Origin of the sequence: Pseudomonas sp. NPDC078416 (genome assembly GCF_050268485.1) — a bacterium.
Lineage (GTDB): Bacteria > Pseudomonadota > Gammaproteobacteria > Pseudomonadales > Pseudomonadaceae > Aquipseudomonas.
In genome coordinates this window covers 24,601-49,197 of record NZ_JBNNGV010000033.1, presented here as the reverse complement: position 1 = coordinate 49,197, position 24,597 = coordinate 24,601, and the positions used below count along the sequence as shown (strand labels likewise).

The following is a 24,597-nucleotide window of genomic DNA, read 5'->3' as shown; positions in this document are numbered from 1 at the left end:
GAACCACCGCCTTCGCGGGCAAGCGCGCTCCTACAATGGCGCGTGGCTTACCGACGTCCGTATTGGCCGCAAAACCTGCGGGAGCAAGCTTGCTGGCGAACCCGATTGATCCCTCACCACTAATGTGACTGCCCTGACGCCTTCGCCAGCAAGCGGATATCTACGTATCGTGTTTACGCCACAGATTGTCGGCGTTACCGAGATCATTGTAGGAGCGCGCTTGCCCGCGAAAGATTTTGCCTGTGACGCATCGGTCGCCTGAACCACCGCCTTCGCGGGCAAGCGCGCTCCTACAATGGCGCGTGGCTTACCGACGTCCGTATTGGCCGCAAAACCTGCGGGAGCAAGCTTGCTGACGAATGCATTCCTACAGGCACTGCAATGTCGTGTGCCCCGACGCCTTCGCCAGCAAGCCGGCTCCGGTTTCGCGTTTCAGGCAGTGGCCAGGTGTGATCGGATCTGCGCCGTGCCCGTCCGCCATGTGCGATCCCTTGATTGACGCTCTGGGGTCAACCCTCTAACCTTCGCGCCATGTTTCAGGTGCCCGGGACTTCGTTGGTCCACAGGGTGAAACAGGGAAGCCGGTGCGATTGCTCGTGCGATCAATCCCGGCGCTGCCTCCGCAACGGTAAATGAGTCAAGGCCACGCACGATGCCACTGTGTTCGCTGAACATGGGAAGGCGCCTGGCCTGCCACGGTGTGGCAACTCATGAGTCCGGAGACCGGCCTGATCCATCGAACAGCATCACGGAGGGCGATGCTCTGCTGCAGGCCGGGCCATGTCCGGTGCCTGCTGACAGTCTTTGCCTGTGCCCTCCGTTTGCCACACCTGCCCTCAAGCGGAGAGCTGAGATGAGCGAATCCCCCGAACGTGACGAACGCCACCTGGCGCGCATGCTGCGCAAAAAGGCGGTGATGGACGAGCGCATTTCCAGCGCGCCCAATGAATGCGGACTGCTGCTGGTCTTGACCGGCAACGGCAAGGGCAAAAGCAGCTCGGCGTTCGGCATGCTCGCCCGCGCCATGGGCCATGGCATGCAGTGTGGCGTCGTGCAGTTCATCAAAGGCCGCCACAGCACCGGCGAAGAGCTGTTCTTCCGCCGCTTCCCCGAACAAGTGCGGTACCACGTAATGGGCGAGGGTTTCACCTGGGAAACCCAGGACCGCCAGCGTGACATTGCTGCCGCCGAAGCCGCCTGGGCCGTGACCCGGGAAATGCTCAAGGACCCGTCCATCGGGATGGTGGTGCTCGATGAGCTGAACATCGCCCTCAAGCACGGTTATCTGGACCTGGAGCAGGTGCTGATCGACCTGCAGGCACGCCCGCCCATGCAGCATGTGATCGTCACCGGTCGCGGGGCGAAACAGGAACTGATCGACCTCTCCGACACGGTTTCCGAAATCGGCGTGGTCAAGCATGCCTTTCAGTCCGGCATCAAGGCGCAGAAAGGCATCGAACTGTGAGTGAGCGCCAACCCCGGCACTGCCCGGCAGTATTGATCGCCGCGCCTGCGTCCGGTCAGGGTAAAACCACCGTCACCGCTGCACTCGCCCGTTTGCACCGCAATCAGGGCCGCAAGGTCCGCGTGTTCAAATGCGGGCCGGACTTTCTCGACCCGATGATTCTCGAACGCGCCAGCGGCCATCCGGTGTACCAACTGGACATGTGGATGATCGGCGAGGACGAAAGCCGGCGCCTGTTGTGGGAAGCCGCCGCCGATGCCGACCTGATCCTCATCGAAGGCGTCATGGGCTTGTTCGACGGCACGCCCTCCAGCGCAGATCTGGCTCGGCGTTTCGGTGTGCCGGTGCTCGGTGTGATCGACGGCACGGCCATGGCCCAGACCTTTGGCGCACTGGCGCTGGGGTTGGCGCGGTATCAGCCGGACCTGCCGTTTGCTGGCGTGCTGGCCAATCGCGTCGGCACGGTGCGCCACGCGCAGTTGCTGGAAGGCAGCCTGACCGAAGGCCTGCGCTGGTACGGCGCGCTGTCCCGTGAGACGGGCATTGAGCTGCCGAGTCGGCACCTCGGTCTGGTTCAGGCCAGCGAGCTGAATGATCTGGACATGCGCCTCGACACGGCTGCCACCGCGCTGGCCAGCACCTGCGACGCCACGTTGCCGCCGGCCGTGACCTTCACCGCGCCCGACTTCGTTCCTGCCGAACCGCTGCTGGCCGGCGTGCGCATCGCCATCGCCCATGACGAGGCGTTCGCGTTTTTCTACGGCGCCAGCCTGGACCTGCTACGGGAGATGGGCGCCGAACTGTCGTTCTTCTCGCCGATCCGCGACCGGGAATTGCCGGACGCCGACAGCCTGTATCTGCCAGGCGGTTATCCGGAACTGCATCACACGGCGCTGGCCGAAAACCACAGCATGCGCGCCGCGATTCGCGCGCACCACGCCGCCGGCAAACCCTTGCTAGCGGAATGCGGCGGCATGTTGTATCTGCTCGATGCCCTGACCGACGTCGACGGCCAGCGCGCCGAAGGGGTGGGCTTGCTCAAGGGCGAAGCCGTGATGCAAAAGCGTCTGGCCGCTTTGGCCCTGCAATCGGTCGAGCTGCCGGAAGGCACCCTGCGTGGCCACACCTATCATCACTCCCTGACCAGTACCGAGCTGACGCCCATCGCCCGCGGCCTCAGCCCCAATGGCGGGCGCGGCGCCGAGGCGGTGTACCGCGAAGGGCGCATGACCGCGTCGTACGTGCACTTTTACTTTCCCTCGAATCCCCAGGCGGTGGCGGCGCTGTTTTTGCCATGAGCTCGCTTGCATGACTGACCACACCTTCACCGACCCGGAACGCGCCGCCGTCTACCGTGCCATCGCCGAGCGTCGCGACATGCGCCACTTCTGCGGCGGCACCGTCGCGCCGGAGTTGCTGGCCCGCCTGCTCGAAGCCGCCCACCATGCGCCGAGCGTTGGCCTGATGCAGCCGTGGCGGTTTCTGCGCATCACCGACCCGGCGTTGCGTGCCCGGATTCAGGCGCAGGTGGAGGAGGAACGCATCCGCACCGCCGAAGCGCTGGGCGAGCGCTCCGACGATTTCATGAAGCTGAAAGTCGAGGGCATCAGCGACTGCGCCGAGGTGTTGGTCGCCGCCTTGATGGACGACCGCGAGAAACACATCTTTGGCCGCCGCACCTTGCCGGAAATGGACATGGCGTCGCTGTCGTGCGCCATTCAGAACCTCTGGCTGGCGGCGCGGGCCGAAGGCCTCGGCATGGGCTGGGTGTCGCTGTTCGATCCCCAGGCCCTGGCCGATCTTCTGAAGATGCCAACCGGCTCAAAACCCCTGGCGATTCTGTGCCTGGGCCCGGTCAAGGAGTTCTACCCGGCGCCGATGCTGGTGCTGGAAGGCTGGGCGCAGCCGCGCACGCTGCAAGAGCTGGTCTACGAGAACACATGGGGAGTGATTGCATGAGTGTGGCGTTATTGAGCGTCGCCGGGGTCGCGCTGGACGCGTTGCTCGGCGAGCCAAAACGGAACCACCCGCTGGTGGCGTTCGGCCGTTTTGCCGAGCGCATCGAACAACGCCTGAATGCCGCCGGCCGGGGCTGGCGCAGCCATGGCGTGAGCGCATGGTTCATCGCCGTGATTCCGCTGACCCTGATCGCCACGTTGCTCAGTTGGCTACCGTTGATTGGCTGGCTGGTGGACGTGCTGGCGCTCTACTGCGCGTTGGGCCTGCGCAGTCTGGGCGAGCATGTCGAGCCGGTGGCCCAGGCGCTGCGCAGCGACGATCTGCCTGAGGCACGTCGACGTGTCGGCTATCTGGTCAGCCGCCAGACGTCCGAGCTGGACAGCACCGAAGTGGCCCGCGCTGCCACCGAATCGGTGCTGGAAAACGGCAGCGATGCGGTGTTCGCGGCGATCTTCTGGTTCGTGGTGCTGGGCGCACCGGGCGCCGTGCTCTACCGCCTGAGCAACACCCTCGACGCCATGTGGGGCTATCGTAATGAGCGCTTCGAACGCTTCGGCTGGGCGGCGGCGAAAATCGACGACCTGCTGAACTATATTCCGGCCCGGCTGGTGGCGTTGACCTACGCGCTGCTGGGCAAAACCCGACTGGCCCTGCGCTGCTGGCGCACCCAGGCACCGAAGTGGGACAGTCCCAACGCCGGACCGGTAATGGCGGCTGGCGCCGGTGCTTTGGGCGTCGAACTGGGTGGTCCGGCGATTTATCACGGCGAACTGCACGAGCGCGCGACGCTGGGCGAAGGCGTGCCGGCGGACGCGGACTCTATTGATCGCGGTTGGCAACTGGTGCAGCGCGGCGTATGGCTGTGGTTGCTGATCTTGTGTCTGGGGACAGAATTCTATGCTTGAACACGGCGGCCGATTGCGTGGTGCAGTCCTGAAATACGGCATTGATGAGGCGGACTGGCTCGACCTGTCCAGCGGGATTTCGCCGTGGTCGTGGCCGATCCCCGCGATTCCTGAGGCGGCGTGGGCGCGCCTGCCGGAAACCGATGACGGCCTGGAAGCCGCGGCCCGCCGCTATTACGGCGCCACGGACGTGCTGCCGGTGGCCGGGTCGCAAGCGGCGATCCAGGCGCTGCCGCGTCTGCGTCAGGCGGGCAAGGTCGGCGTGTTGTCGCCGTGTTACGCCGAACACGCAGAAGCCTGGCGCAACACCGGTTTTCTCGTGCGCGAGGTGCTGGAGCACGAGGTGGAGCGTTTCATCGACACCCTTGATGTGCTCGTCGTGGTCAACCCGAACAACCCCACCGGACTGAGCCTGCCGCCCGAACGCCTGCTGGAATGGCACACGCGTCTGGCCCAGCGCGGCGCTTGGCTGGTGGTGGACGAAGCGTTCATGGACAACACGCCCGAGTTGAGCTTGGCGGCTTATACCCAACGCGCGGGCCTGATCGTGCTGCGCTCGTTCGGCAAGTTCTTCGGGCTGGCCGGTGTGCGCCTGGGTTTTGTGCTGGCGGAGCCGCGCTTTCTGAAAGTCATGGCGCGGCAGATCGGGCCCTGGTCGGTCAGCGGGCCGACGCGCATCATCGGTCAGGCCTGTTTCAACGACGTGGCCGGGCATCAACGTCAGCGTCAGCGCACCGAGCAGGCCAGTCAGCGTCTGGTGGACGTGCTCAATCGCTGCGGCTTCGCGCCCAAGGGCGGCTGTGCGCTGTTCCAGTGGCTGATCACGCCCCTGGCGGAAGCGCTTTACGAGTTCTGCGCACAGCGGGGCATCCTCCTGCGGATCTTTACTCACAACAGCAGCCTGCGGTTCGGCCTGCCCCGCGAAGAAGCCGACTGGCAGCGTCTGGAGCAGGCACTGAGTGAATTTGCCCGGGAGCGCGTATGACCCTCGGCAAAACCCTGATGGTGCAGGGCACCACGTCCGACGCCGGCAAAAGCACGCTGGTGACGGCGCTGTGCCGCTGGCTGACCCGCCAGGGCGTGCGCACCGTGCCGTTCAAGCCGCAGAACATGGCGCTGAACAGTGCAGTGACCGCCGACGGCGGCGAGATCGGCCGCGCCCAGGCCGTGCAAGCCCAGGCCTGCGGCCTCGAACCCCACACCGACATGAACCCGGTGCTGCTCAAACCCAACAGTGACACCGGCGCGCAAGTGATCATTCACGGTCGCGCCGTCACTACCATGAACGCCGTGGCCTACCACGACTACAAAGCCATCGCCATGCAAGCCGTACTCGCTTCCCACCGCCGCCTCAGCGAAGGCTGGCCGGTTGTCATGGTCGAAGGCGCCGGGTCGCCGGCCGAGATCAACTTGCGCGCCGGCGACATTGCCAACATGGGCTTTGCCGAAGCGGTGGATTGCCCGGTGCTGCTGGTGGCGGACATCAACCGCGGCGGGGTTTTCGCACACTTGGTCGGCACGCTGGAGTTGCTCTCGCCCAGCGAGCAGGCGCGGGTCAAAGGCTTCATCATCAATCGCTTTCGCGGCGATATCGCCCTGTTGCAGCCCGGCCTCGACTGGCTCGAACAGCGCACCGGCAAACCGGTGGTCGGCGTATTGCCCTATGTGATGGACCTGCATCTGGAGGCCGAAGACGGCCTCGATCAGCGTCAGACCGACAAGGCCGAGCAGGTGCTCAACGTCATCGTGCCGGTCCTGCCGCGGATCAGTAATCACACCGACTTCGATCCGCTGCGCCTGCACCCTCAGGTCAATCTTCAGTTCATCGGTCCTGGTCAGGCGATTCCGTCTGCCGATCTGATCATCCTGCCGGGCTCGAAAAGCGTGCGCAGCGATCTCGCCTACCTGCGCGCCAATGGCTGGGACACGGCCATCAACCGCCACCTGCGTTACGGCGGCAAAGTGCTGGGCATCTGCGGTGGCCTGCAAATGCTGGGCGAAGAATTGCACGACCCGCTGGGCCTCGAAGGTGCGGCCGGTTCAAGCCCCGGTTTGGGGCTCTTGGCCCTGAACACGGTGCTGGAAGAAGAGAAGCAGCTGCGCAATGTGAGCGGTCGTCTGACCCTCGAAGATGCTCACGTCAGCGGTTATGAGATTCATGCGGGCGTGACCACCGGCGCCGCGCTGGAGCGTCCACTGGTCCAGCTTGTGGACGGTCGCTGTGATGGCGCGCGCAGCCCTGACGACCAAGTGCTCGGCACGTACCTGCACGGCCTGTTCGAGAACCCCGCGTCGAGCAGCGCCTTGCTGCGATGGGCCGGGCTGCAGAACGCGCAGTCGGTGGATTACCACGCGCTGCGCGAGCGCGACATCGAACGCCTGGCCGATCTGGTGGAAACCCACCTGGACGGCACACTGCTGCGTGAACTCTGCGGCCTGGAGCAACCCTGATGCTGCAACTGATCCTCGGCGGGGCGCGGTCCGGCAAAAGCCGACTGGCGGAAAAGCTCGCCAGCGAAAGCGGCCTGAACGTCATCTATGTCGCCACCAGTCAGCCGCTGGACGGCGAAATGAATCAGCGCGTCGCCTTGCACCGCGAGCGTCGTCCGGCGGAATGGGGGCTGATCGAAGAGCCCGTCGAGTTGGCCCGCGTGCTCCGGGAGAACGCCGGGGAGGGCCGCTGCCTGCTGGTGGATTGCCTGACCCTGTGGCTGACCAATCTGCTGATGCTGGACGACCCACAACGCCTGGCCCAAGAGCGCGACGCCTTGCTCGCTGGCCTGGCGGAACTGCCGGGCGAAATTATTTTTGTCAGCAACGAAACCGGGCTGGGCGTCGTGCCCCTCGGTGAGCTGACCCGTCGTTATGTCGATGAAGCCGGCTGGCTGCATCAGGCGCTGGCCGAACGCTGCCATCGCGTGGTGTTCACCGTCGCCGGACTGCCCATGATTCTGAAAGGACCCGCACTATGAGTAACGCCTGGTGGCTCGCCCCTGCCCGAGAAGTCGATCACGCCAGCCGCGAAGAAGCGTTGGCCCGTCAGCAGCAGTTGACCAAACCCACCGGCTCGCTGGGCCGGCTGGAAGACGTGGCGGTGCAACTGGCCGGTCTGCAGGGTCGCCTGAAACCCAAGGTGGACGAGGTCTGGATCGCGATTTTTGCCGGTGACCACGGCGTCGTGGCGGAAGGCGTTTCGGCGTACCCGCAGGCTGTCACCGGACAGATGCTGCACAACTTCATCATGGGCGGCGCGGCCATCAGCGTGTTGGCCCGACAACTGTCCGCGCAGCTGGACGTGGTCGATCTGGGCACGGTTGCGCCGCTGGACCTGCCGGGCGTGCGTCACCTCAATCTCGGCCTCGGCACCGCGAATTTTGCCCACGGCCCGGCCATGACCGAGGCGCAGCTGCAGGCTGCACTCGATGGCGGTCGCGACAGCGTGTTGCGCGCCAAGGCCGCAGGATCCGAGTTGTTCATCGGCGGCGAAATGGGCATCGGCAACACCACCGTCGCCAGTGCGCTGGCGTGCGCGTTGCTCGACTGCCCGGCCGCCTCGCTGGTCGGCCCCGGCACCGGTCTGGATGCCGAGGGCGTGAGCCACAAGGCGCAGGTGATCGAGCAAGCACTGAGGTTGCATGCTGACGCTGTCGGTGATGCTCTGGCCAGTCTGCGTGCCCTCGGTGGTTTTGAAGTGGCGGCGCTGGTCGGTGCGTACCTGGCCTGCGCCCAAGAGGGCATTGCTGCGTTGGTCGATGGCTTTATCTGTTCCGTGGCGGCGTTGGTAGCCGTGCGCATCAATCCGTCGTGCCGGGAGTGGCTGTTCTTCGGCCATCGTGGCGCCGAGCCGGGCCATCGTCTGGTGCTGGACACGTTGCAGGCCGAGCCGTTGCTGGAACTGGGATTGCGTCTGGGCGAAGGCAGCGGCGCGGCGCTCGCGGTGCCGTTGTTGCGTCTGGCTTGCGAGCTGCATAACGGCATGGCGACCTTCGCCGAAGCCGCCGTGGCGGACCGCCCGGCATGACCTTGCATATTGACCTGCTGCGTCACGGTGAAACCGAATTCGGCGGCGGCCTGCGCGGCAGCATCGACGACGCGCTGACCGACATCGGCTGGCAGCAGATGCGCGCGGCGGTGGTTGATCGTGGGCCCTGGGACCGGATCGTCAGCTCGCCGCTGCAACGCTGCGCGCGTTTCTCCGACGAACTGGCCGAGCGACTGGGCTTGCCCGTCGAGCTGGAAGCCGGTCTTCAGGAATTGCACTTCGGTGACTGGGAAGGCCAGAGCCCCGCGCAATTGATGGAAACTGACGCCGTCGGGCTGGGGCACTTTTGGGAGGATCCGTACGGGTTTACGCCACCCAACGGCGAGCCGGTCCAGGCATTTGCCACCCGCGTGCTGGGCGCCGTTGAGCGGTTGCAGCGGGCCTATGACGGTCAGCGCCTGCTGCTGATCAGTCACGGCGGGGTGATGCGTCTGTTGTTGGCCCGCGCCCGCGGTCTGCCCCGCGAGCAATTGCTGCAGGTCACCGTGGCCCACGGCGGTCTGTTCGGCCTCGCTGTGCAGGCCGACGGCGAGTTGACGGAGGTTTAAATGCTGCCGTTCTGGATCGCCTTGCAGTTCCTCAGCAGCCTGCCGATTCGTCTGCCCGGCATGCCGACGCCCCAGGAGTCGGGGCGTTCGCTGCTGTTTTACCCGCTGGTGGGATTGCTGTTTGGCGTACTGTTGGTGGCGATGGATCATCTGCTCGATGGCGCGCCGTCGCTGTTGCATGCCGCCCTGCTGCTGGGGGCGTGGGTGATGCTCAGCGGAGGGCTGCACCTGGACGGCTTGGCCGACAGCGCTGACGCCTGGCTCGGTGGATTCGGCGACCGCGAGCGCACCCTGCTCATTATGAAAGACCCACGCAGCGGCCCGATCGCGGTGGTCACGCTGGTGGTGGTGTTGCTGTTGAAGTTCAGCGCCGTGCTGGCGTTGATTGAAGCGCACACCGGCGTCGGCCTGCTGCTGGCCCCGGTGATCGGCCGCGCGGCGATGCTGGCGCTGTTTCTGAACACACCGTATGTGCGCGCTGGCGGGCTGGGCCAGGCGCTTGCCGATCACCTGCCGTGCAAGGCCGGGATGCGGGTGCTGGCGGCGGTGGCGGTGGGCTGCGTGCTCATCGGGGGCGGCGCGGCGGCGTGGGTGCTGGTCATTGCGACAGGCGGTTTCTTCGGGCTGCGCCGGGTGATGATGCAACGGCTGGGCGGCAGCACCGGCGACACCGCCGGCGCGATGCTCGAACTGCTGGAAACCCTGGTGCTGGTGACGTTGGCGCTGATGTGCGATTGATGTGGTCTGTGCCCCCTGTCAAATGACGCGCCGCCAGATCATCATTCACCGCATCACTGTAGGAGCCGGCTTGCTGGCGAACCCGTTATGTCAGCCAATATTGATGGCACTGGCCCAACGCGTTCGCCAGCAAGCCGGCTCCTAGGGCCTGCGGCAAGAATCAATAAATGCGGCGACGCGGAAATCCTGAAGCAACACAACAAAACCACAGCCTCTCCTCAATAGAGGCAGTATCCATCATGTTCCGGATCAACCGGAGAGGTGTCATGCATAGCGTTGCGCTGGTGGTGTACCCGCAATTTCAGTCCCTCAGCCTGTCGGTCGGGTCCGTGCTGACCTGCGCGAACCTGATGCAGGGCGAGGCGGCGTACTCCTTTCATCTGGTGTCCGAAAGCGGCGGGGCGGTCATGTCGTCCGAAGGCTTTTCGGTCAACACCACGCCATTGCAGCCAGACGGTTATGACACGATTATCGTCAGCGGCTACATGGACCTGCAATTGCCGACGCCCAGCCTGCTTGAGTTCGTGCGCGCCGCGTCGGCTCAGTCGCGGCGGGTGGCGTCGCTGTGCACGGGCGGGTTTGTGCTGGCCGAAGCGGGCCTGCTCGACGGCAAGCGCGCGACCATGCACTGGATTCATGCCCCGGAGTTTCGCAAGCGCTACCCCAACGTTCGCGTCGAGGACGACAAACTCTTTACCGTGGACGGTCACATCTGGACCGGCGCGGGCATGAGCGCTGGCCTTGATCTCGCGCTGGCGATGGTCGAGAACGATCTCGGCGCCGATGTCGCCCGGCAGGTCGCGCGCAAGCTGGTGATCTATCAACGTCGCGGCAGCGAGCACTCCCAGTTGTCGACGCTGCTGGAGCTGGACCCCAAGTCCGATCGTGTACAACTGGCGCTGGCCTATGCCCGCGAGAACCTCAAAAGCGATCTCTCCATCGATGCACTCGCAGCCATCGCCCGCTTGAGCCCTCGCCAGTTCAGCCGGGTGTTTCGCGAGGAAACAGGGCAGACCCCGGCGAAAGCCATCGAATGCCTGCGGGTGGAAGTGGCGCGGGCCATGATGGAAACCAGTCGGCATCCCGTCGAGGTGGTTGCCCGGGAAACCGGCTTCGGCGATCGGGAAAGAATGCGCCAGGCGTTTCTGCGCAACTTCGGCGAACCGCCCCAGGCGATCCAGCGGGCCTTCACGGCGACCGAGAAAGCCGGATAACGGTATGCGTCCCTTTACCGTGGCGCCCTAGGCATTCGTCGCGCGGCGGAGTAGCGTAGCGATAGCTCCTTATTTCCTGCCCGCTCATGAATGGACGTCGCCATGGCCCTTCGCTGGATTTACGCGCCTCTGCTATTGCTTGCCCTCAGTGGTGCCGCCGCGGCCGCCGACTGCCCGCCACTGCTGCAGGGGGACCTGCCCAAGCTGCGGGCCAAGCAGGATATCGACCTGTGCAAACAGTTCGCCGGCAAGCCGATGCTCGTGGTCAATACCGCGAGCTTCTGCGGCTTCGCGCCGCAGTTCAAAGGGCTTGAAGCACTCAACCAGCGCTTCAAGGGTGAAGGGCTTGAAGTCCTTGGCGTGCCTTCTGACGATTTTTTGCAGGAGTCCAAGGATGCAGCCGAGACCGCGAAGGTCTGCTACGTGAACTACGGCGTCACCTTCACCATGACCGAACCGCAGCCGGTGCGTGGCGCTGACGCCATCAACCTGTTCAAGGTCCTCGCCGAGCAAAGCAATCCGCCGCGCTGGAACTTCTATAAATACGTGGTCGACCGCAAAGGCAACGTGGTTGCCAGCTTCTCCAGCAACACCGCGCCGGACGATCCCGAGCTGATTTCAGCCATCGAGAAGGCCATCGCCTCCAAACCGTAAAAACGCGCTGACGCAAAGCAGACCGTCCACAACGAAAAAACCCGCAGCCATCACTGGCTGCGGGTTTTTCTGTATGGCGGACAGGTGATCTGCCTGTCCCGCCCACTGCATCAGAAGCGGTACGTCATGCCCACGCCGAAACCGTTGGCGCTGTTGTCGTACTTGGCGTTGTAGCTCTGACCCAGAGCGTTCGCGTCGGCGACCTTGACCTTCTCTTCCTGCAGGTAGGAGTAGGCCACGTCGATGGTGATGTCATCGGTCGGGCTGTAACCGGCGCCCAGGCTGAAGATCGTGCGATCACCCGTCGGGATGCGCGGCGAGCGGTTCTCGTTGTTGGTCGGCGACTGGTCGAACGACAGGCCGGTCCGCAGCACCCACTGCTTGTTCAGCTGATACGAAGTACCCACGGCGTAGGCCCAGGTGTCGTGCCAGTTCTGCTCTTCGCTGATGGTGCCGACCAGGCTTGGCGCGGCAACGCCACCCGCGCGCGTGACGCCCGAATTCTTCACGGTGATGTCTTCCAGACGGCTCCAGCGTGTCCAGGTGGCCCCCGCGTAGAGCTTCCAGGCATCGTTCATCTTCTGCGTGACCGAGAAGTCCACGGTTTCAGGCGTGTCGATGCTCAGCTTGGCGTCGTATCGACCCGCGCCCAGTACTTGGGCAGGCACGCCTGCGCCAGGGGTGACTTCGGTGTGGCCTTCGAGCTTGTAGGTCACTTTGGAGTGATAGGTCAGGCCGACGCTGGTGGTATCGGTGGCTTGCACCAGGATACCGGCGTTGAACCCGTAACCGACGTCATCGCCCTTGACCTGCACGCGGCCGTCGCCGGTGCGGGCACCCAGCAGCGGGCTGACATTGAGTGCCGATTCCAGTGCACCGGAAATACGGTTGATGGTCGGACCGAAACCGATCGACACCTTGTCATTGAATGCGTAGCTGACGGTCGGCTGGAAGGTCACGACCTTGACGATGCTCTTGCTGCCGAAGTTGCGGCCCTGGAAGTTGTCTTCGTAGTCGGTGATCAGGCCGAACGGCGCGTAGACACCAAAGCCGAACGCCCAGTGTTCGTCGACCGGGTTCACGTAGAAACCCATTGGCACGGCGATGAAAGGCACCATGTCGCCTTTGTTGGAACCGGTGCTGCGGCCGCTGGTGTCAGTAATGTCGGTGGAGGCATCGATCGCGGCGACCCCCACGGTCGCCTGCGCGCGCTTGAGGCGCGACATGCCGGCCGGGTTGCCGTACACGATGCTGGCGTCATCGACTGAAGAGGTACGGCCGGCAAAGCCGGTCCCCATGCCGCTGATGCTTTGTTCGTTCAGGGCAAAGCCGGATGCAAAAATCTGAGTAGAGGCAAGAGTGATGGCGAGACTGAGGCTGGATTTGATCATTGTTTTTTTCATTGTTAGAACTCCTGTTGATCACCGCGCGGAAATTACCAATATTTCTGCCCACGCGCTATAGCCTGGATCAGCCGATTTAGAGCGGTTCTTGTAGGACAATCCTGAAAGTTCGCGGCTTTTTTGTTCAATACCAACCGGTCACGAAATGGCCGTCGAGACCTGAAACAGGGGACTGACCCATGTTTGCCAGGCCGAGGTGAAATCCTGCAGCTGACCGCCGGGTTGAAATATCTGGCGCCACATTTGCGCCATGGCCAGAGAATCATCGGCATCCGGTAGCGAAAGATGGCTCGCTTCGACCATCAACCAGGCGATGGCAGTCGAATAACGCAGGTTGACGGTCAGCTCCAGATCGGGCCCTGTAAGAAATGCGTGCTGGCTGGCCAGGCCGCGAACAAGGCTGGCAAGGTCCGGATCGCGGGCCAGGTATTCATCCCAAAGTTGGCGGTGCTGGGTGTCGGCGATGCTGTAAAGCCCGTGGCCGCGCGGGTTGTCCAGCTCGGCGCCCAGGGCGGACTGGCTGGCCGCGACGCCCAGCAGCAGGGATTCGGCCGCTCGGTTGTGTCGCCCGAGGTAGAGGAGCGTCGGGCGGATGACGTAGCGACACAGTTCACTGGCGGCGATTCCCATAACACCCTCGGGAGTTGATGAGTCGGCGGGCCCTGGCGCTTGGCAGCAGGGATGGAGGGGACCCGCCGGCAGCGACCGGAGCCGCTGACTTGAAGTGTAGTGTGATATTTGCCGTGTAAAGGTCTGTTTTACGGTCAGTTCCCATGCAGCTCGAACGGGGTGACGGGCATTCATGACTGCATCTGTGACTTTTTTTGTAAGTAAAACAGATACAAAAAAGCCCCACCGTTATCGGGTGAGGCCTTGTCGATGCAGCGTTATTTACCGACGAACGGTATAAGTCAACGGTATTAGGCAACCAGAGCCTGACGCGTACGGTCGATCACAGCCTGCAGCGGAGCATCGCTGGAGTATTGATCCGGGTACAAACGCTCGCTGTGGCGGGCGATGCCGTGCTCGTTGACGATGGTGAAGCTGAAGCAGCCTTTGCGTGCTGCCATGATCAGGCAGTTCATTGGAGCAAAAGCGTTGGTCAGTGTTTGAATAGCGTTTTGAGTCTGGATATGAGTAGTCATGTTATGGGTGTTTCCTGAATCGACACGCAATAAGAGGCGTGCAAAATAAAAACGTTCCAGTAAACGCGGACCGATGCTCGAATGCGAGTCAGGGGCAGGGCGCAGAACCTGTCTGGAACAAAAGCAGCCAGTTGAGCGCATTTGAAATGTGGCGCGGGGCTGACTGGTAGGTACTTAGGAGGGCAGGCAACACAACGCGAGCTAAGGTTCGATGCTCGAGATGAAGATCCTGATCAATTTGCAGGCTGGTTGAGTAGAGCATGAATGTTTCTGCACACCCCTCCGTTTCGACGGCAGGTCGTGTGAGTTCATGTCTGGAAACCATCGAGGTGATCGATCCCTTTTTTCAATCCGTTCGCTCAGTTGACGAACCGGGATTGGGGGATTTGTTCGATCAGAATTGACTTTCAGCTTGGTACTAACGGCGGCGATGCTAATGGAGTTGCCCGCGCATGGCAAGCGCTGATTTGCAATACTTCAGTCAAGCGACGCAACGCGGGGCAAAAGAGACTACAGCATATCCAGCCAAAAAAGTGGCCTGTGGCCTTATTCCGGGGAATTTTGAGCGGTCGCGCTGGCTGCTGAAACGGGCTTATGAGCAGACGAAATCAACTTGTGCACATTACGAAAGGTACCTGTCATGTCACTGTCACGTCGTCCGCTAACCGCTTGATTTAATGCAACGAATTATTAAGTCAATGAAAACCATCGTTTTTTTACGCTGGTGAAAAAATCGTCAGTTTGAACGCAGGCCCCATTCTACGTGCGTTTGCGAGAGCTTAAGGTGTGTTGTCCACTGAGTTATCCACAGGTTCTGTGGATTGTCCCGAGCGCTGGCTCTATCACGGCGCTCTTGAAGCATTTGCTAGTGTTTTTATCTTTGTGTGGCGCTGCTTTACCCGAATCGGACGACGCGCCCGCTTCTGCGCATAATGCTGCCTGCATGAATGTCGGAGTCTGGATTTTATGGTGTTTGAGTTAACCAGCCTGTTGCTGGGTTTGGCATTGGCTGCGGTGCCTTTGTTGGGGCTGGCGTGGCAGTTGCACCGGCGCCTGGCGCAACGGGAGGCGGACGCCGCGTTGCTCGACGAGCGCTTGAGTAATGCGCAGATGGCGCAGGATGGGCTCAATGCCCAGCTCGACGCCAGCCGTGACGAGATCAGCGATCTCGCCCAGGCCAATGCGGTCAAGCAGGCGGACCTGGCGGCGCTGCGCCGGGAAGTGGAGCTGCTGCGTCAGCAGCATGAGGGTGCGCGGGAAGCCCAGGATGACTGGGGCCGCGAACGGACCGCCAGAGAGGCCGAGCTGCGCCGACTTGATGCCCAGTGCGCGTCACTCGGCGCCGAGCTGCGCGAACAGCAGGAAAGTCATCAGCAGCGCCTCACTGACCTGCAAGGCTCCCGCGATGAGCTGCGTGCACAGTTTGCAGAGCTGGCCGGCAAGATTTTCGACGAGCGCGAGCAGCGTTTTGCCGAGACCAGTCAGCAACAGTTGGGGCAGCTGCTCAATCCCCTCAAGGAGCGCATTCAGTCGTTCGAAAAGCGCGTCGAAGAAAGTTACCAGAACGAAGCCCGAGAGCGCTTTTCCCTGAGCAAGGAACTGGAGCGCTTGCAACAACTCAACCTGCGCCTGAGCGATGAGGCGAACAACCTGACCCGTGCGCTGAAGGGGCAGAAGACCCAGGGCAACTGGGGCGAACTGATTCTGGAAAGGGTGCTGGAGCATGCCGGTCTTGAAAAGGGCCGCGAGTACCAGACCCAGGTCAGCCTGAAAGGCCCCGACGGCGAGCGCTTCCAGCCCGACGTTCTGATCATGCTGCCTGGCGACAAACAGGTCGTAGTCGACGCGAAGGTCAGCCTGACTGCCTACCAGCAGTACGTGTCGGCCGACGATGAGGTGATTTCCCAGGCGGCGCTGAAGCAGCACGTGCTGTCCCTGCGCAATCACGTCAAAGGCCTGTCCGGCAAAGACTACAAACGCCTTGAAGGGCTGCACAGCCTCGATTTCGTTTTGCTGTTCGTGCCGATCGAAGCGGCGTTTTCTGCCGCGTTGCAGGCCGAGCCGAACATGTTCCAGGAGGCGTTCGATCGCAACATCGTGATTGTCAGCCCGACCACGCTGCTGGCAACGCTGCGGGTCATCGACAGTCTGTGGAAGCAGGAGCGGCAGAGCCAGAATGCCCGGGAGATCGCCGAGCGGGCAGGGTGGCTCTACGACAAGTTCGTGCTGTTCATCCAGGACCTGGATGAAGTCGGCAACCGCCTTCAGCAGTTGGACAAAGCCTACGGCGCCGCGCGCAACAAGCTCGTCGAAGGACGCGGCAATCTGGTCAGCCGTAGTGAGCAGTTAAAACTGCTGGGTGCGCGGGCCAGCAAGAGTCTGCCGGCGGATCTGCTGGAGCGGGCGATGACTGACCCGGATGGACTGGCGCAGTTGCCGGAGTAATGCCGGACAGTTTTTCGCGAGAACGCGACAGCACGCGGGCTTATAAGGAGGAACAAAGCCCGCGTTGATCGTATACACGTTTTCCCTCTCCTTCCGCACGTTTTTCTGTCCTATGAAAATGCACCGTCATTGATCACGGTGCACTGCTTGCAGGCGCCGCGCCTGCAAATAGGCCTCCCTTCAGCTTTAAACCCTATCGTGTTTGGCTGGGGTAAAACCGCTGTGTTGGCGCCTTGCCAAAGAGGCAGGTCGGCAATGGCACGCATTCTGCCTCTCGCTTCGTATACAACCCACACGCGCTCCCGTACGCAGTGTGCGCACGCGTGGTATCGGGAGCCGGTTCATCCTTATAGGGAGAAATGCGATGACCGCGCCATTGCCGAAGGGCTACAGCCCCCGCCTGTACAACGAGGATCTGGGTCCCGTGCCGCAGAAGTGGACCTGGTACAACATTTTTGCGTTCTGGATGAGTGACGTGCACAGCGTGGGCGGCTACGTCTTCGCGGCCAGCCTTTTTGCCCTCGGGCTGGCGAGTTGGCAGGTGCTGATCGCGCTGTTGGCGGGCATCTGCATCATTCAAGTGATCGCCAACCTGCTGGCGAAGCCGAGTCAGCAGGCGGCGGTGCCGTATCCGGTGATCTGTCGTCTGGCCTTCGGTGTGTTCGGTGCGAATATTCCTGCGGTGATTCGCGGCCTGATCGCCGTGGCGTGGTACGGGGTGCAGACGTACCTGGCCTCAAGCGCGCTGATCATCGTGGTGCTGCGCTTCTTCCCGCACATGTCGGTCTACGCAGAGCCGCACTTTGCAGGTTTGTCTTACCTCGGGTGGTTCGGCTTCCTGGCGCTCTGGGTGGTTCAGGCAGCGGTGTTCTGGACCGGGATGGACTCGATCCGGCGCTTCATCGACTGGGCGGGCCCTGTGGTGTACGCCGTGATGTTCATCCTGGCAGGCTGGATTGTCTGGAAGGCGGGCTGGGCCAATATCAGCTTCACCCTCTCCGAGAAATCCCTGACCGGCTGGGAAGCGTTCTCCCAAGTGATCATGGCCACGGCCCTGGTGGTGTCCTACTTCTCGGGCCCTACGCTCAACTTTGGCGACTTCAGCCGCTACTGCCGGAGCATGTCCGAGGTCCGGCGCGGCAACTTCTGGGGCCTGCCGATCAACTTTCTGGCGTTCTCCCTGGTCACCGTCGTGATTGTGTCGGGGACATTGCCGGTGTTCGGCGAGATGCTCCATGACCCGATCGCCACTGTGGCGCGCATCGACAACGATGTCGCGGTGCTGCTCGGCGCCTTTGCCTTCGTGACGGCAACGATCGGCATCAATATCGTCGCCAACTTCGTGTCACCGGCGTTCGACTTTGCCAACGTCGCCCCCAGCAAAATCAGCTGGCGCGCCGGCGGGATGATTGCGGCGGTGGCGTCGATCTTCATCACGCCCTGGAATCTGTTCAACAACCCCGCCGTCATCCATTACACGCTGGACGTGCTGGCGGCGTTCATCGGGCCATTGTTCGGCATCTTGCTGGTGGACTATTACGTGATCAAAAAGCAGCAGATTGACGTCGACGCGCTGTTCAACGATGGACCGACCGGGCGCTACTGGTACACCGGCGGAGTGAACTATACGGCGGTCAAGGCGCTGATCCTGGCCACCGTGGCGGGCATTGCCATTACCTTCATCCCGGCATTGCAGCCGATGGCCAACTTTGCATGGTTTACAGGATGTTTCCTCGGTGGCGGGTTGTTCTATCTGCTCGCCAGACGTCGCCAGGCCCATGAGTGCGCGGCGTTGACGCCTGTGGTGGCCAGTTAAAGGGAATGCCGTTTGTCGCGTGAAGTCTTCGAATGTGCCATTTGCAGTGTCACAACGTCACGTAAGGCAAAAAATTCCTGCCGCGACACTCGGTAGCAGGCGTAAAGTGAGCCACAGCACTATGATCTGCTCTAAGCAGTTCGGACATTGGCTGCCGAGTATTTCCCTGAAGGGGGCGTTATATGAACAGCAAATTGCAAGAATGGCTTCACGATGTAGGCGTCGCGCTCGGGTTGATCGAAAAGCCAAAGCTGCAACCGATTCCCGTGCGCAGCAATGATGATGAGCGTCGTCGTCCACGGCGCTGATTGTCTGGCAAGACGCGTTGAAAAGCGGCGCTATCGCCCGATAGCCCGCTCCGTTTTCCCCGACCGTTCGGTCAACCTTCCCGCTCGCCGTAGCTTCTTCTCTGAATCAATCCCATTTGCGGCTCAATGGTGAGTGCTGCGTTTCCTCTCGACGAGAATCAGGTCAACGAGACCCTGCAGCGTCAGTTGACCATAAGGTGAATGCGCTGACATCCCGGCAATATCGGCTTTGATCTGGTTAGGAAGGACGATGCCAAAGTCGCTTTGCAGAATCGAAAAAAACTCTCCGAAGTCGGCTTCATCCAGTTCAAGCGCATTCAGCATCACGTCGTCTTCTTCCTGAATCAGGGTTTTGTCGACCAGAATCTTCCCGATCGTGTCGATCACATGCTGTCTGACATCGCTACGCTTCATGACAAGCCTCTGCTTTGATTTAAGTGGTAATCACCCCAACATCAAAATACAGAGGGTTGTGGCAGGAATGCCCAATGAGCAACCACCCTGAAAAACCTGCGTTGCGACGCACAGCGCCGACGGTCTCGGATTAAGGCTAGCCCAAGTTTGCGGGGGAGGAATGACGGGTGTGTGGAGATTTTTTGTAACGGCGCGCAATGGAAGAATGGCGCGCCCGATGCAGCGCACACATTGTGGGACCGGCTTCAGCCGGGAAAGCGTCAGTCGTCACGCCGCGAAATCGAGGGTGCTCAAACGGGGCTCTTCCCGGCTGAAGCGGGTCCGACTAAAAGCAAAGCGTCCATTCCCGCTGTCAGCGGTGCGCGACGCCTGGCAGCACGCAGAGCATTTCGTAGAGCAGGTTGGCGCCCAGCAACGAGGTGTTGCCGGTGGTGTCATAGGGCGGCGAGACCTCGACCAGGTCGCAGCCAATCAACTCCAGCCCCTGGCACCCGCGAATGATCTCGATCGCCTGAATCGTCGTCAGCCCGCCGATCTCCGGTGTGCCCGTGCCCGGCGCCCAGGCCGGGTCGATGCCGTCGATGTCGAAACTCAGGTACACCGGACCGCCACCCACCTTCTCGCGCACTTCGGCCATCAGGGGCGCCAGCGACTTGTGCCAGCACTCCTCGGCCTGGACTACCCTGAAGCCCTGCTTGCGGCTCCAGTTGAAATCTTCGGCGGTATAACCCTGGGCACGCAAACCGATCTGAACCACTCGATCACAATCCAGCAGGCCTTCCTCCACCGCCCGGCGGAACGTGGTGCCGTGGGCGATCTTCTCGCCGAACATGTGATCGTTGACGTCCGCATGGGCGTCGATGTGAACCAGCCCGACCTTGCCATGCTTCTTCTTCATGGCGCGCAGGATCGGCAGCGTGATGGTGTGATCGCCGCCGAGGGTCAGCGGGATGATGTCGTGTTCGAGGAAGCCGTCGTAGGCTTCTTCGATGATGCGCACGGCATCCAGCAGGTTAAACGTGTTGATCGCCACGTCGCCGATATCCGCTACAGACAGCGAATCAAAAGGGGCGGCCCCGGTGGCCATGTTGTAGGGGCGGATCATCACTGATTCGGCGCGGATTTCCCGCGGGCCGAAACGGGTGCCTGCGCGCAGGGACGTGCCGATGTCCAGCGGGACGCCGACGAAGGCCGCATCCAGACCGGCTGCCGTTTGCAGGTGCGGCAAGCGCATCATGGTGGCGATGCCGGCGAAGCGCGGCATTTCGTTGCCGCCCAGTGGTTGATGGAAAATCTTGTCCACAGGAATGCCTCATCGGTAGTAATCAAAAGGGGCGGAAGCGGGCTTCCGGCGTGGCCCAGATTCTGTTGATCGAGCCCGCCGCGAACAATCGGCCACGCGAAATACTTAGTTCAGATATTCCTGAAGTATCGGGTAAGCTGCGCGGAAAACCCCTCCTGGAAACCCCATGCCCAGCGCGCTCCCCGACCTCAAATTGCTGCGCATCTTCGCCTGCGTCGTGCGCCATCAGGGCTTTGCCAGTGCTCAGCAAGAACTCAATCTGTCGACCTCGGCGATCAGCACCTACATGAGCCAGCTTGAAGCCGCGTTGGGCATCGTGCTCTGTCATCGCGGACGCGGCGGGTTCAGCTTGACCAGCAAGGGCGAGCTGTTTCATCAGGAAACCCTGCGCTTGCTCGGCGAACTGGAAGGCTTCGAACTCTACGCCGCTGCGCTCAAGGGTGAGCTGCGCGGCACGCTCAATCTTGGGGTGCTGGACTCGACGGTCAGTGACCGCGCGTTGCCATTTGCGGAGGTCATCGGCGCCTACAGTGCGGAGCACCCGGCCGTGCATTTGCACCTCGCCGTGATGAGTCCCTACGAACTGCAGCTGGGCGTGCTGGACAACCGTCTGGACCTGGCGATTGGATCATTCTCCACCCGCATGAACGGCCTGCTCTATCAGCCGCTGTACCGCGAGCAGCACTGGCTGTACTGCAGCAATCGCCACGCGCTGTACGCCGAACGGCGCATTCCCGAACCGGTCATCACCCAACAACGCATGGTCGGACGCGGCTATTGGAGCCAGGCCGAACTCGCCCGCCACGGCTTCAAGCACAGCGCTGCGACCGTCGAGAGTATGGAGGCGCAGCTGATTCTGGTGCTGTCCGGCGCCTACATTGGTTACCTGCCCGAGCACTACGCGCAGTCTTGGGTGGATTCCGGGCACCTGCGGGTCTTGCTACCGGCAACCTTCGGCTATCAGGCGCCGTTCTCGATGATCCTGCGTCGCGGACGCAGCCGTGAGCCATTGATTCAGACCTTTCGCGATCTGCTGAAAGCGCAGCTCAATCCACTCTAGGAAACCGACGATGCCCCGTGCCCGCTGCGAACGCTGTATGCGTCCGGTCAATCATTGCCTGTGTGCGCTGATTCCCTCTCTGGACAGCCGAACGCGGGTGTTGATCCTGCAGCATCCCAGCGAAGTCAATCACGCGCTCAACACGGCGCGCCTCGCAGCCCTTGGCTTGAAGAATGCGGAGCTGCACGCAGGAGAGGCGTTCGGGGATCTGCCGCAGTGGCTGAGCCGGCCCGGTTACCGAGCGTGTTTGCTGTTCCCGGGGGAGGAGGCCATCGCGCTGAAAGCCAGCAATGCCGACGATATGCCTTTGCTGCTCGTCGTACCCGATGGCACCTGGCGCAAGGCGCGCAAGCTGCTGCACCTCAATCCCTCGCTGGCGGCGCTGCCCAGGGTCGTGCTGACGAACGCGCCGCCTTCACGCTATCGGTTGCGCAAGGCGCCGGGTCCTGACGCGTTGTCGACGCTTGAGGCGATCGTCCATGCGCTGCAAACGCTGGAGCCGGAGACGTCATTCGAGGGCTTGTTGCGTCCGTTCGATGCGCTGATCGACGGACAGATCGCGGCAATGGGCGAGGAAACCTTTCGCCGCAATCATTCGTAAGGCCGAGTTCAATCAGCCGTTGAGCGAGGAGGGCATCCCTGGCGGGTACGCGCTGGCTGCCTGCATGCGACGGATATAGGCCTCGGTTTCCCGCGCGGCGTCTTCCTTGCTCATGAACGGACCTTCGAGGGTGTTTTCCCGCGTGCTGAAGAAATACTGGCCATTGACGCGGGAAACGCGGTCGCTGCGAAATCGAACGGTGGGGACTGGATCTTGTTCACGCTTGCTTAACATGGCCTTCTCCGGGCTCTGGGTCAGTACGCTGGGCATATGAACGGCAGTGAGCAGCGGCGGCGGTGAAGAATATCTTCCGCAGTAAAAGCAGAAATGTCCTGCTGTCCGACTGACACATCAAGCCGAGTGGCATGGCTTGCCAAAAAGGCAAAACCCCGCTGCCGCTAAGTTACAGCGTTTGAAGGCAGTGTTTCACAAGCGTTCCATTAATTTACGCCGCCCCACGGCGTTGCCGCGCCAGATTCCTGGCGGCGGCACCACTGAGTCATTGATCACAGACGTTTGTGGCTTAGCGCTTGCCCAGCGCCTCGGCCTGGCGGATCCACTGCTGACGCTGCTCCTCGGTGGAGGTGCGCACCGGCGAAAACTCCGTGAGCCGTGTGGTCTTGATCCCGCAGAACTCCAGGATCGTTTTGACCATCTGCCGATGGGCCGGGGCTTTGAAAACCCAGCGGAAGTAGCGCGAAGGCGTGTCCATCGTCACCAGCAATTCCGCTGTCCGGCCCTTCAGCAGCTCGTTGGAAGGGTGATGCCTGCCATGGGCCTTGAAGGCAAAACCGGGCATGAACACCCGGTCGAAAAACCCACCGAGCAGGCTCGGTAGGCCGCCCCACCAGACCGGATACACGAACACCAGGTGCTGCGCCCAGTGCACCTCGCGCTGGGCTTCAAGCAGATCGTGTTCCAGCGTCTGGGCGGATTCATAGCCACCGCGCAGCACCGGGTCGAAATCCATCTCGTCAAGTTTGAGCACCCGCACCACATGACCTTTGCTGCGCGCGCCCTGGGCATACGCCTCGCCCAGCGCGTGGCCGAGACTGATGCTTTTCGGCGTGCCGATGATCATCAGGATGCGTTTGCCATAGCCTTCCAGTGGCGTGGCGCCGCTGATGGGTTCAGCCATTGCTGCCGGCCTCGAGCATTTTTTCCGGGCGCACCCAGGCGTCGAACTCGGCGTCGGTGAGGAAACCCAGTTGCAGGGCCGCTTCGCGCAGGGTCAGGCCTTCGCTGTAGGCTTTTTTAGCGATCTGCGCCGATTTGTCGTAGCCGATGTGCGGGTTCAGCGCGGTCACCAGCATCAGGCCGCGTTCCAGATGCTCGGCCATCTTGGCGGCATCCGGTTCCATGCCGGCAATGCAGTGCTCGTTGAAGTTGCGGCAGCCATCGCCCAGCAAGCGGATCGATTGCAGCAGGTTGTGGATGATCACTGGCTTGAACACGTTCAGTTGCAGGTGGCCCTGACTGGCGGCAAAGGTAATCGTGGTGTCGTTGCCCATGACCTGACACGCCAGCATCGACAGCGCCTCGCATTGGGTCGGGTTGACCTTGCCCGGCATGATCGAGCTGCCCGGCTCGTTGGCTGGCAGCCTGACTTCTGCCAGGCCGGCGCGGGGGCCGGAACCCAGCAGGCGCAGGTCGTTGGCGATCTTCATCAGGGTCACGGCGAGGGTTTTCAGCGCGCCGGACAGCGCGGTCAGCGGCTCATGCCCGGCCAGCGCGGCAAACTTGTTCGGCGCGGTGACGAAGGGCAGGCCGGACAGCGCAGCCAGTTCGGCGGCGACCGCTTCGGCGAATCCGTGGGGCGAGTTCAGACCGGTGCCGACGGCGGTGCCGCCCTGGGCCAGCTCGCACACTGCAGGCAATGCGGCGCGGATGCTTTTTTCGGCGTAATCGAGCTGAGCGACGTAGGCCGAGAGCTCTTGGCCGAAGGTGATCGGCGTGGCGTCCATCATGTGCGTGCGGCCGGTTTTCACCAGCTTCATGTGCCGTGAGGACTGCTCCGACAGACCGCTGGACAGTTCGGCAATCGCCGGCAGCAGTTGCTCTTTCACCGCTTGTACCGCTGCAATATGCATCGCGGTAGGGAAGCAGTCGTTGGAGCTTTGCGAGCGGTTGACGTGATCGTTGGGGTGAACCGGCGACTTGCCGCCGCGGCCTCCACCGGCCAGTTCGTTGGCGCGGCCGGCGATGACTTCATTGACGTTCATGTTGCTTTGGGTGCCGCTGCCGGTCTGCCAGACCACCAGGGGAAACTGGTCGTCGAGCTGTCCCTGCAGCACTTCGTCGGCGGACTGCTCGATCAGGTTGGCAATGTCGGCGGGCAGATCGCCGTTGCGATTATTGACCCGCGCGGCGGCTTTCTTGATCAGTGCCAGCGCGTGCAGCACCGGCAGGGGCATGCGCTCCTGGCCGATGGCGAAATTGATCAGAGAGCGTTGCGTCTGCGCCCCCCAGTAAGCGTCTTCAGGGACTTCGATCGGACCTATGCTGTCGGTTTCGGTACGGCTCACTGGACTCTCTCCTTAAGGTCGATGTGCGCAGTTTAGTAACCGGGAAGCCGGA

25 protein-coding genes and 1 riboswitch are annotated in these 24,597 nt (G+C 62.3%); of the genes, 17 read left to right on the top strand and 8 right to left on the bottom strand.

What is annotated here, in order from left to right; genetic code table 11:
* The first annotated feature begins 521 nt into the window (after positions 1–521).
* A riboswitch (cobalamin riboswitch) is annotated at positions 522–746 on the top strand.
* Between the two features lie 107 nt (positions 747–853).
* The 12 genes from cobO to ACQKEN_RS21945 all read left to right on the top strand — a co-directional run bounded on the left by cobO (position 854) and on the right by ACQKEN_RS21945 (position 11,525).
* A complete protein-coding gene (cobO, locus tag ACQKEN_RS22000; RefSeq protein ID WP_133776348.1) occupies positions 854–1,465 on the top strand; it encodes a cob(I)yrinic acid a,c-diamide adenosyltransferase in 612 nt (203 codons plus the stop codon).
* The gene (locus ACQKEN_RS21995) at positions 1,462–2,763 is read left to right on the top strand and encodes a cobyrinate a,c-diamide synthase (RefSeq protein ID WP_427688730.1); all 1,302 of its coding nucleotides are present in this window, start codon (positions 1,462–1,464) and stop codon (positions 2,761–2,763) included. The genes cobO and ACQKEN_RS21995 overlap by 4 nt, the downstream gene beginning before the upstream one ends.
* A gap of 10 nt (positions 2,764–2,773) precedes the next feature.
* Complete coding sequence (gene bluB, locus ACQKEN_RS21990; RefSeq protein WP_427688728.1) at positions 2,774–3,424, top strand: 5,6-dimethylbenzimidazole synthase; 651 nt, start codon at positions 2,774–2,776, stop codon at positions 3,422–3,424.
* Positions 3,421–4,329, top strand: coding sequence for an adenosylcobinamide-phosphate synthase CbiB (gene cbiB, locus ACQKEN_RS21985; protein ID WP_427688726.1), 909 nt, complete (start codon positions 3,421–3,423; stop codon positions 4,327–4,329). The genes bluB and cbiB overlap by 4 nt, the downstream gene beginning before the upstream one ends.
* Complete coding sequence (gene cobD, locus ACQKEN_RS21980; protein ID WP_427688724.1) at positions 4,322–5,314, top strand: threonine-phosphate decarboxylase CobD; 993 nt, start codon at positions 4,322–4,324, stop codon at positions 5,312–5,314. Before cbiB ends, cobD begins: the two co-directional genes overlap by 8 nt.
* Entirely contained in the window at positions 5,311–6,780 is a 1,470-nt protein-coding gene (locus ACQKEN_RS21975; RefSeq protein WP_427688722.1) for a cobyric acid synthase, read from the top strand. The genes cobD and ACQKEN_RS21975 overlap by 4 nt, the downstream gene beginning before the upstream one ends.
* A complete protein-coding gene (gene cobU, locus ACQKEN_RS21970) occupies positions 6,780–7,301 on the top strand; it encodes a bifunctional adenosylcobinamide kinase/adenosylcobinamide-phosphate guanylyltransferase (RefSeq protein WP_427688720.1) in 522 nt (173 codons plus the stop codon). Before ACQKEN_RS21975 ends, cobU begins: the two co-directional genes overlap by 1 nt.
* Complete coding sequence (cobT, locus tag ACQKEN_RS21965) at positions 7,298–8,350, top strand: nicotinate-nucleotide--dimethylbenzimidazole phosphoribosyltransferase (protein WP_427688718.1); 1,053 nt, start codon at positions 7,298–7,300, stop codon at positions 8,348–8,350. The genes cobU and cobT overlap by 4 nt, the downstream gene beginning before the upstream one ends.
* Positions 8,347–8,919 carry an alpha-ribazole phosphatase family protein gene (cobC, locus tag ACQKEN_RS21960; protein WP_427688716.1) on the top strand — a complete coding sequence of 191 codons (573 nt, stop codon included), beginning with the start codon at positions 8,347–8,349 and terminating at the stop codon, positions 8,917–8,919. The genes cobT and cobC overlap by 4 nt, the downstream gene beginning before the upstream one ends.
* A complete protein-coding gene (locus ACQKEN_RS21955; protein WP_427688714.1) occupies positions 8,920–9,657 on the top strand; it encodes an adenosylcobinamide-GDP ribazoletransferase in 738 nt (245 codons plus the stop codon). It begins immediately after the preceding gene.
* Positions 9,658–9,923: 266 nt separating this feature from the next.
* Entirely contained in the window at positions 9,924–10,871 is a 948-nt protein-coding gene (locus tag ACQKEN_RS21950; protein ID WP_427688712.1) for a GlxA family transcriptional regulator, read from the top strand.
* A 102-nt stretch (positions 10,872–10,973) separates the two neighbouring features.
* Positions 10,974–11,525, top strand: a complete 552-nt coding sequence (locus ACQKEN_RS21945) for a glutathione peroxidase (RefSeq protein ID WP_427688710.1) — start codon at positions 10,974–10,976, stop codon at positions 11,523–11,525.
* 110 nt (positions 11,526–11,635) lie between these two features.
* On the opposite strand, the gene ACQKEN_RS21940 is transcribed toward ACQKEN_RS21945, so the two are convergent.
* The 3 genes from ACQKEN_RS21940 to ACQKEN_RS21930 all read right to left on the bottom strand — a co-directional run bounded on the left by ACQKEN_RS21940 (position 11,636) and on the right by ACQKEN_RS21930 (position 14,073).
* Positions 11,636–12,928: an OmpP1/FadL family transporter gene (locus tag ACQKEN_RS21940; RefSeq protein WP_427688708.1), complete on the bottom strand. Its 1,293-nt coding sequence runs from the start codon at positions 12,926–12,928 to the stop codon at positions 11,636–11,638.
* A 138-nt stretch (positions 12,929–13,066) separates the two neighbouring features.
* Positions 13,067–13,558, bottom strand: coding sequence for a hypothetical protein (locus ACQKEN_RS21935; protein ID WP_427688706.1), 492 nt, complete (start codon positions 13,556–13,558; stop codon positions 13,067–13,069).
* A 290-nt stretch (positions 13,559–13,848) separates the two neighbouring features.
* Positions 13,849–14,073, bottom strand: a complete 225-nt coding sequence (locus ACQKEN_RS21930; protein WP_133776362.1) for a hypothetical protein — start codon at positions 14,071–14,073, stop codon at positions 13,849–13,851.
* 1,080 nt (positions 14,074–15,153) lie between these two features.
* On the opposite strand from ACQKEN_RS21930, the gene rmuC reads away from it, so the two are divergent.
* The 3 genes from rmuC (at position 15,154) to ACQKEN_RS21915 (ending at position 18,642) form a co-directional block, all read left to right on the top strand.
* Complete coding sequence (gene rmuC, locus ACQKEN_RS21925; RefSeq protein ID WP_427688738.1) at positions 15,154–16,518, top strand: DNA recombination protein RmuC; 1,365 nt, start codon at positions 15,154–15,156, stop codon at positions 16,516–16,518.
* 364 nt (positions 16,519–16,882) lie between these two features.
* Complete coding sequence (locus ACQKEN_RS21920) at positions 16,883–18,334, top strand: NCS1 family nucleobase:cation symporter-1 (protein ID WP_427688704.1); 1,452 nt, start codon at positions 16,883–16,885, stop codon at positions 18,332–18,334.
* Between the two features lie 182 nt (positions 18,335–18,516).
* Positions 18,517–18,642: a PA1414 family protein gene (locus tag ACQKEN_RS21915; RefSeq protein ID WP_122535674.1), complete on the top strand. Its 126-nt coding sequence runs from the start codon at positions 18,517–18,519 to the stop codon at positions 18,640–18,642.
* Between the two features lie 123 nt (positions 18,643–18,765).
* Here the strand turns inward: ACQKEN_RS21915 and ACQKEN_RS21910 are convergent, their stop codons facing one another.
* Both ACQKEN_RS21910 and speB read right to left on the bottom strand, forming a co-directional pair.
* Entirely contained in the window at positions 18,766–19,056 is a 291-nt protein-coding gene (locus ACQKEN_RS21910) for a hypothetical protein (protein ID WP_427688702.1), read from the bottom strand.
* Positions 19,057–19,408: 352 nt separating this feature from the next.
* Positions 19,409–20,359 carry an agmatinase gene (gene speB / locus ACQKEN_RS21905; RefSeq protein WP_427688700.1) on the bottom strand — a complete coding sequence of 317 codons (951 nt, stop codon included), beginning with the start codon at positions 20,357–20,359 and terminating at the stop codon, positions 19,409–19,411.
* A 166-nt stretch (positions 20,360–20,525) separates the two neighbouring features.
* On the opposite strand from speB, the gene ACQKEN_RS21900 reads away from it, so the two are divergent.
* Together ACQKEN_RS21900 and ACQKEN_RS21895 are read left to right on the top strand one after the other, a co-directional pair.
* Positions 20,526–21,419, top strand: a complete 894-nt coding sequence (locus ACQKEN_RS21900) for a LysR family transcriptional regulator (RefSeq protein WP_065992937.1) — start codon at positions 20,526–20,528, stop codon at positions 21,417–21,419.
* 10 nt (positions 21,420–21,429) lie between these two features.
* Positions 21,430–22,020 (top strand): tRNA-uridine aminocarboxypropyltransferase, encoded by a 591-nt coding sequence (locus tag ACQKEN_RS21895; RefSeq protein ID WP_427688697.1) that lies wholly within the window; start codon positions 21,430–21,432, stop codon positions 22,018–22,020.
* 12 nt (positions 22,021–22,032) lie between these two features.
* On the opposite strand, the gene ACQKEN_RS21890 is transcribed toward ACQKEN_RS21895, so the two are convergent.
* The 3 genes from ACQKEN_RS21890 to ACQKEN_RS21880 form a co-directional block, all read right to left on the bottom strand.
* Positions 22,033–22,254, bottom strand: coding sequence for a DUF6316 family protein (locus tag ACQKEN_RS21890; RefSeq protein ID WP_427688695.1), 222 nt, complete (start codon positions 22,252–22,254; stop codon positions 22,033–22,035).
* A 289-nt stretch (positions 22,255–22,543) separates the two neighbouring features.
* Complete coding sequence (locus ACQKEN_RS21885; protein ID WP_427688693.1) at positions 22,544–23,158, bottom strand: NAD(P)H-dependent oxidoreductase; 615 nt, start codon at positions 23,156–23,158, stop codon at positions 22,544–22,546.
* Positions 23,151–24,545: a class II fumarate hydratase gene (locus ACQKEN_RS21880; RefSeq protein ID WP_427688692.1), complete on the bottom strand. Its 1,395-nt coding sequence runs from the start codon at positions 24,543–24,545 to the stop codon at positions 23,151–23,153. The genes ACQKEN_RS21885 and ACQKEN_RS21880 overlap by 8 nt, the downstream gene beginning before the upstream one ends.
* Between the last annotated feature and the right edge of the window lie 52 nt (positions 24,546–24,597).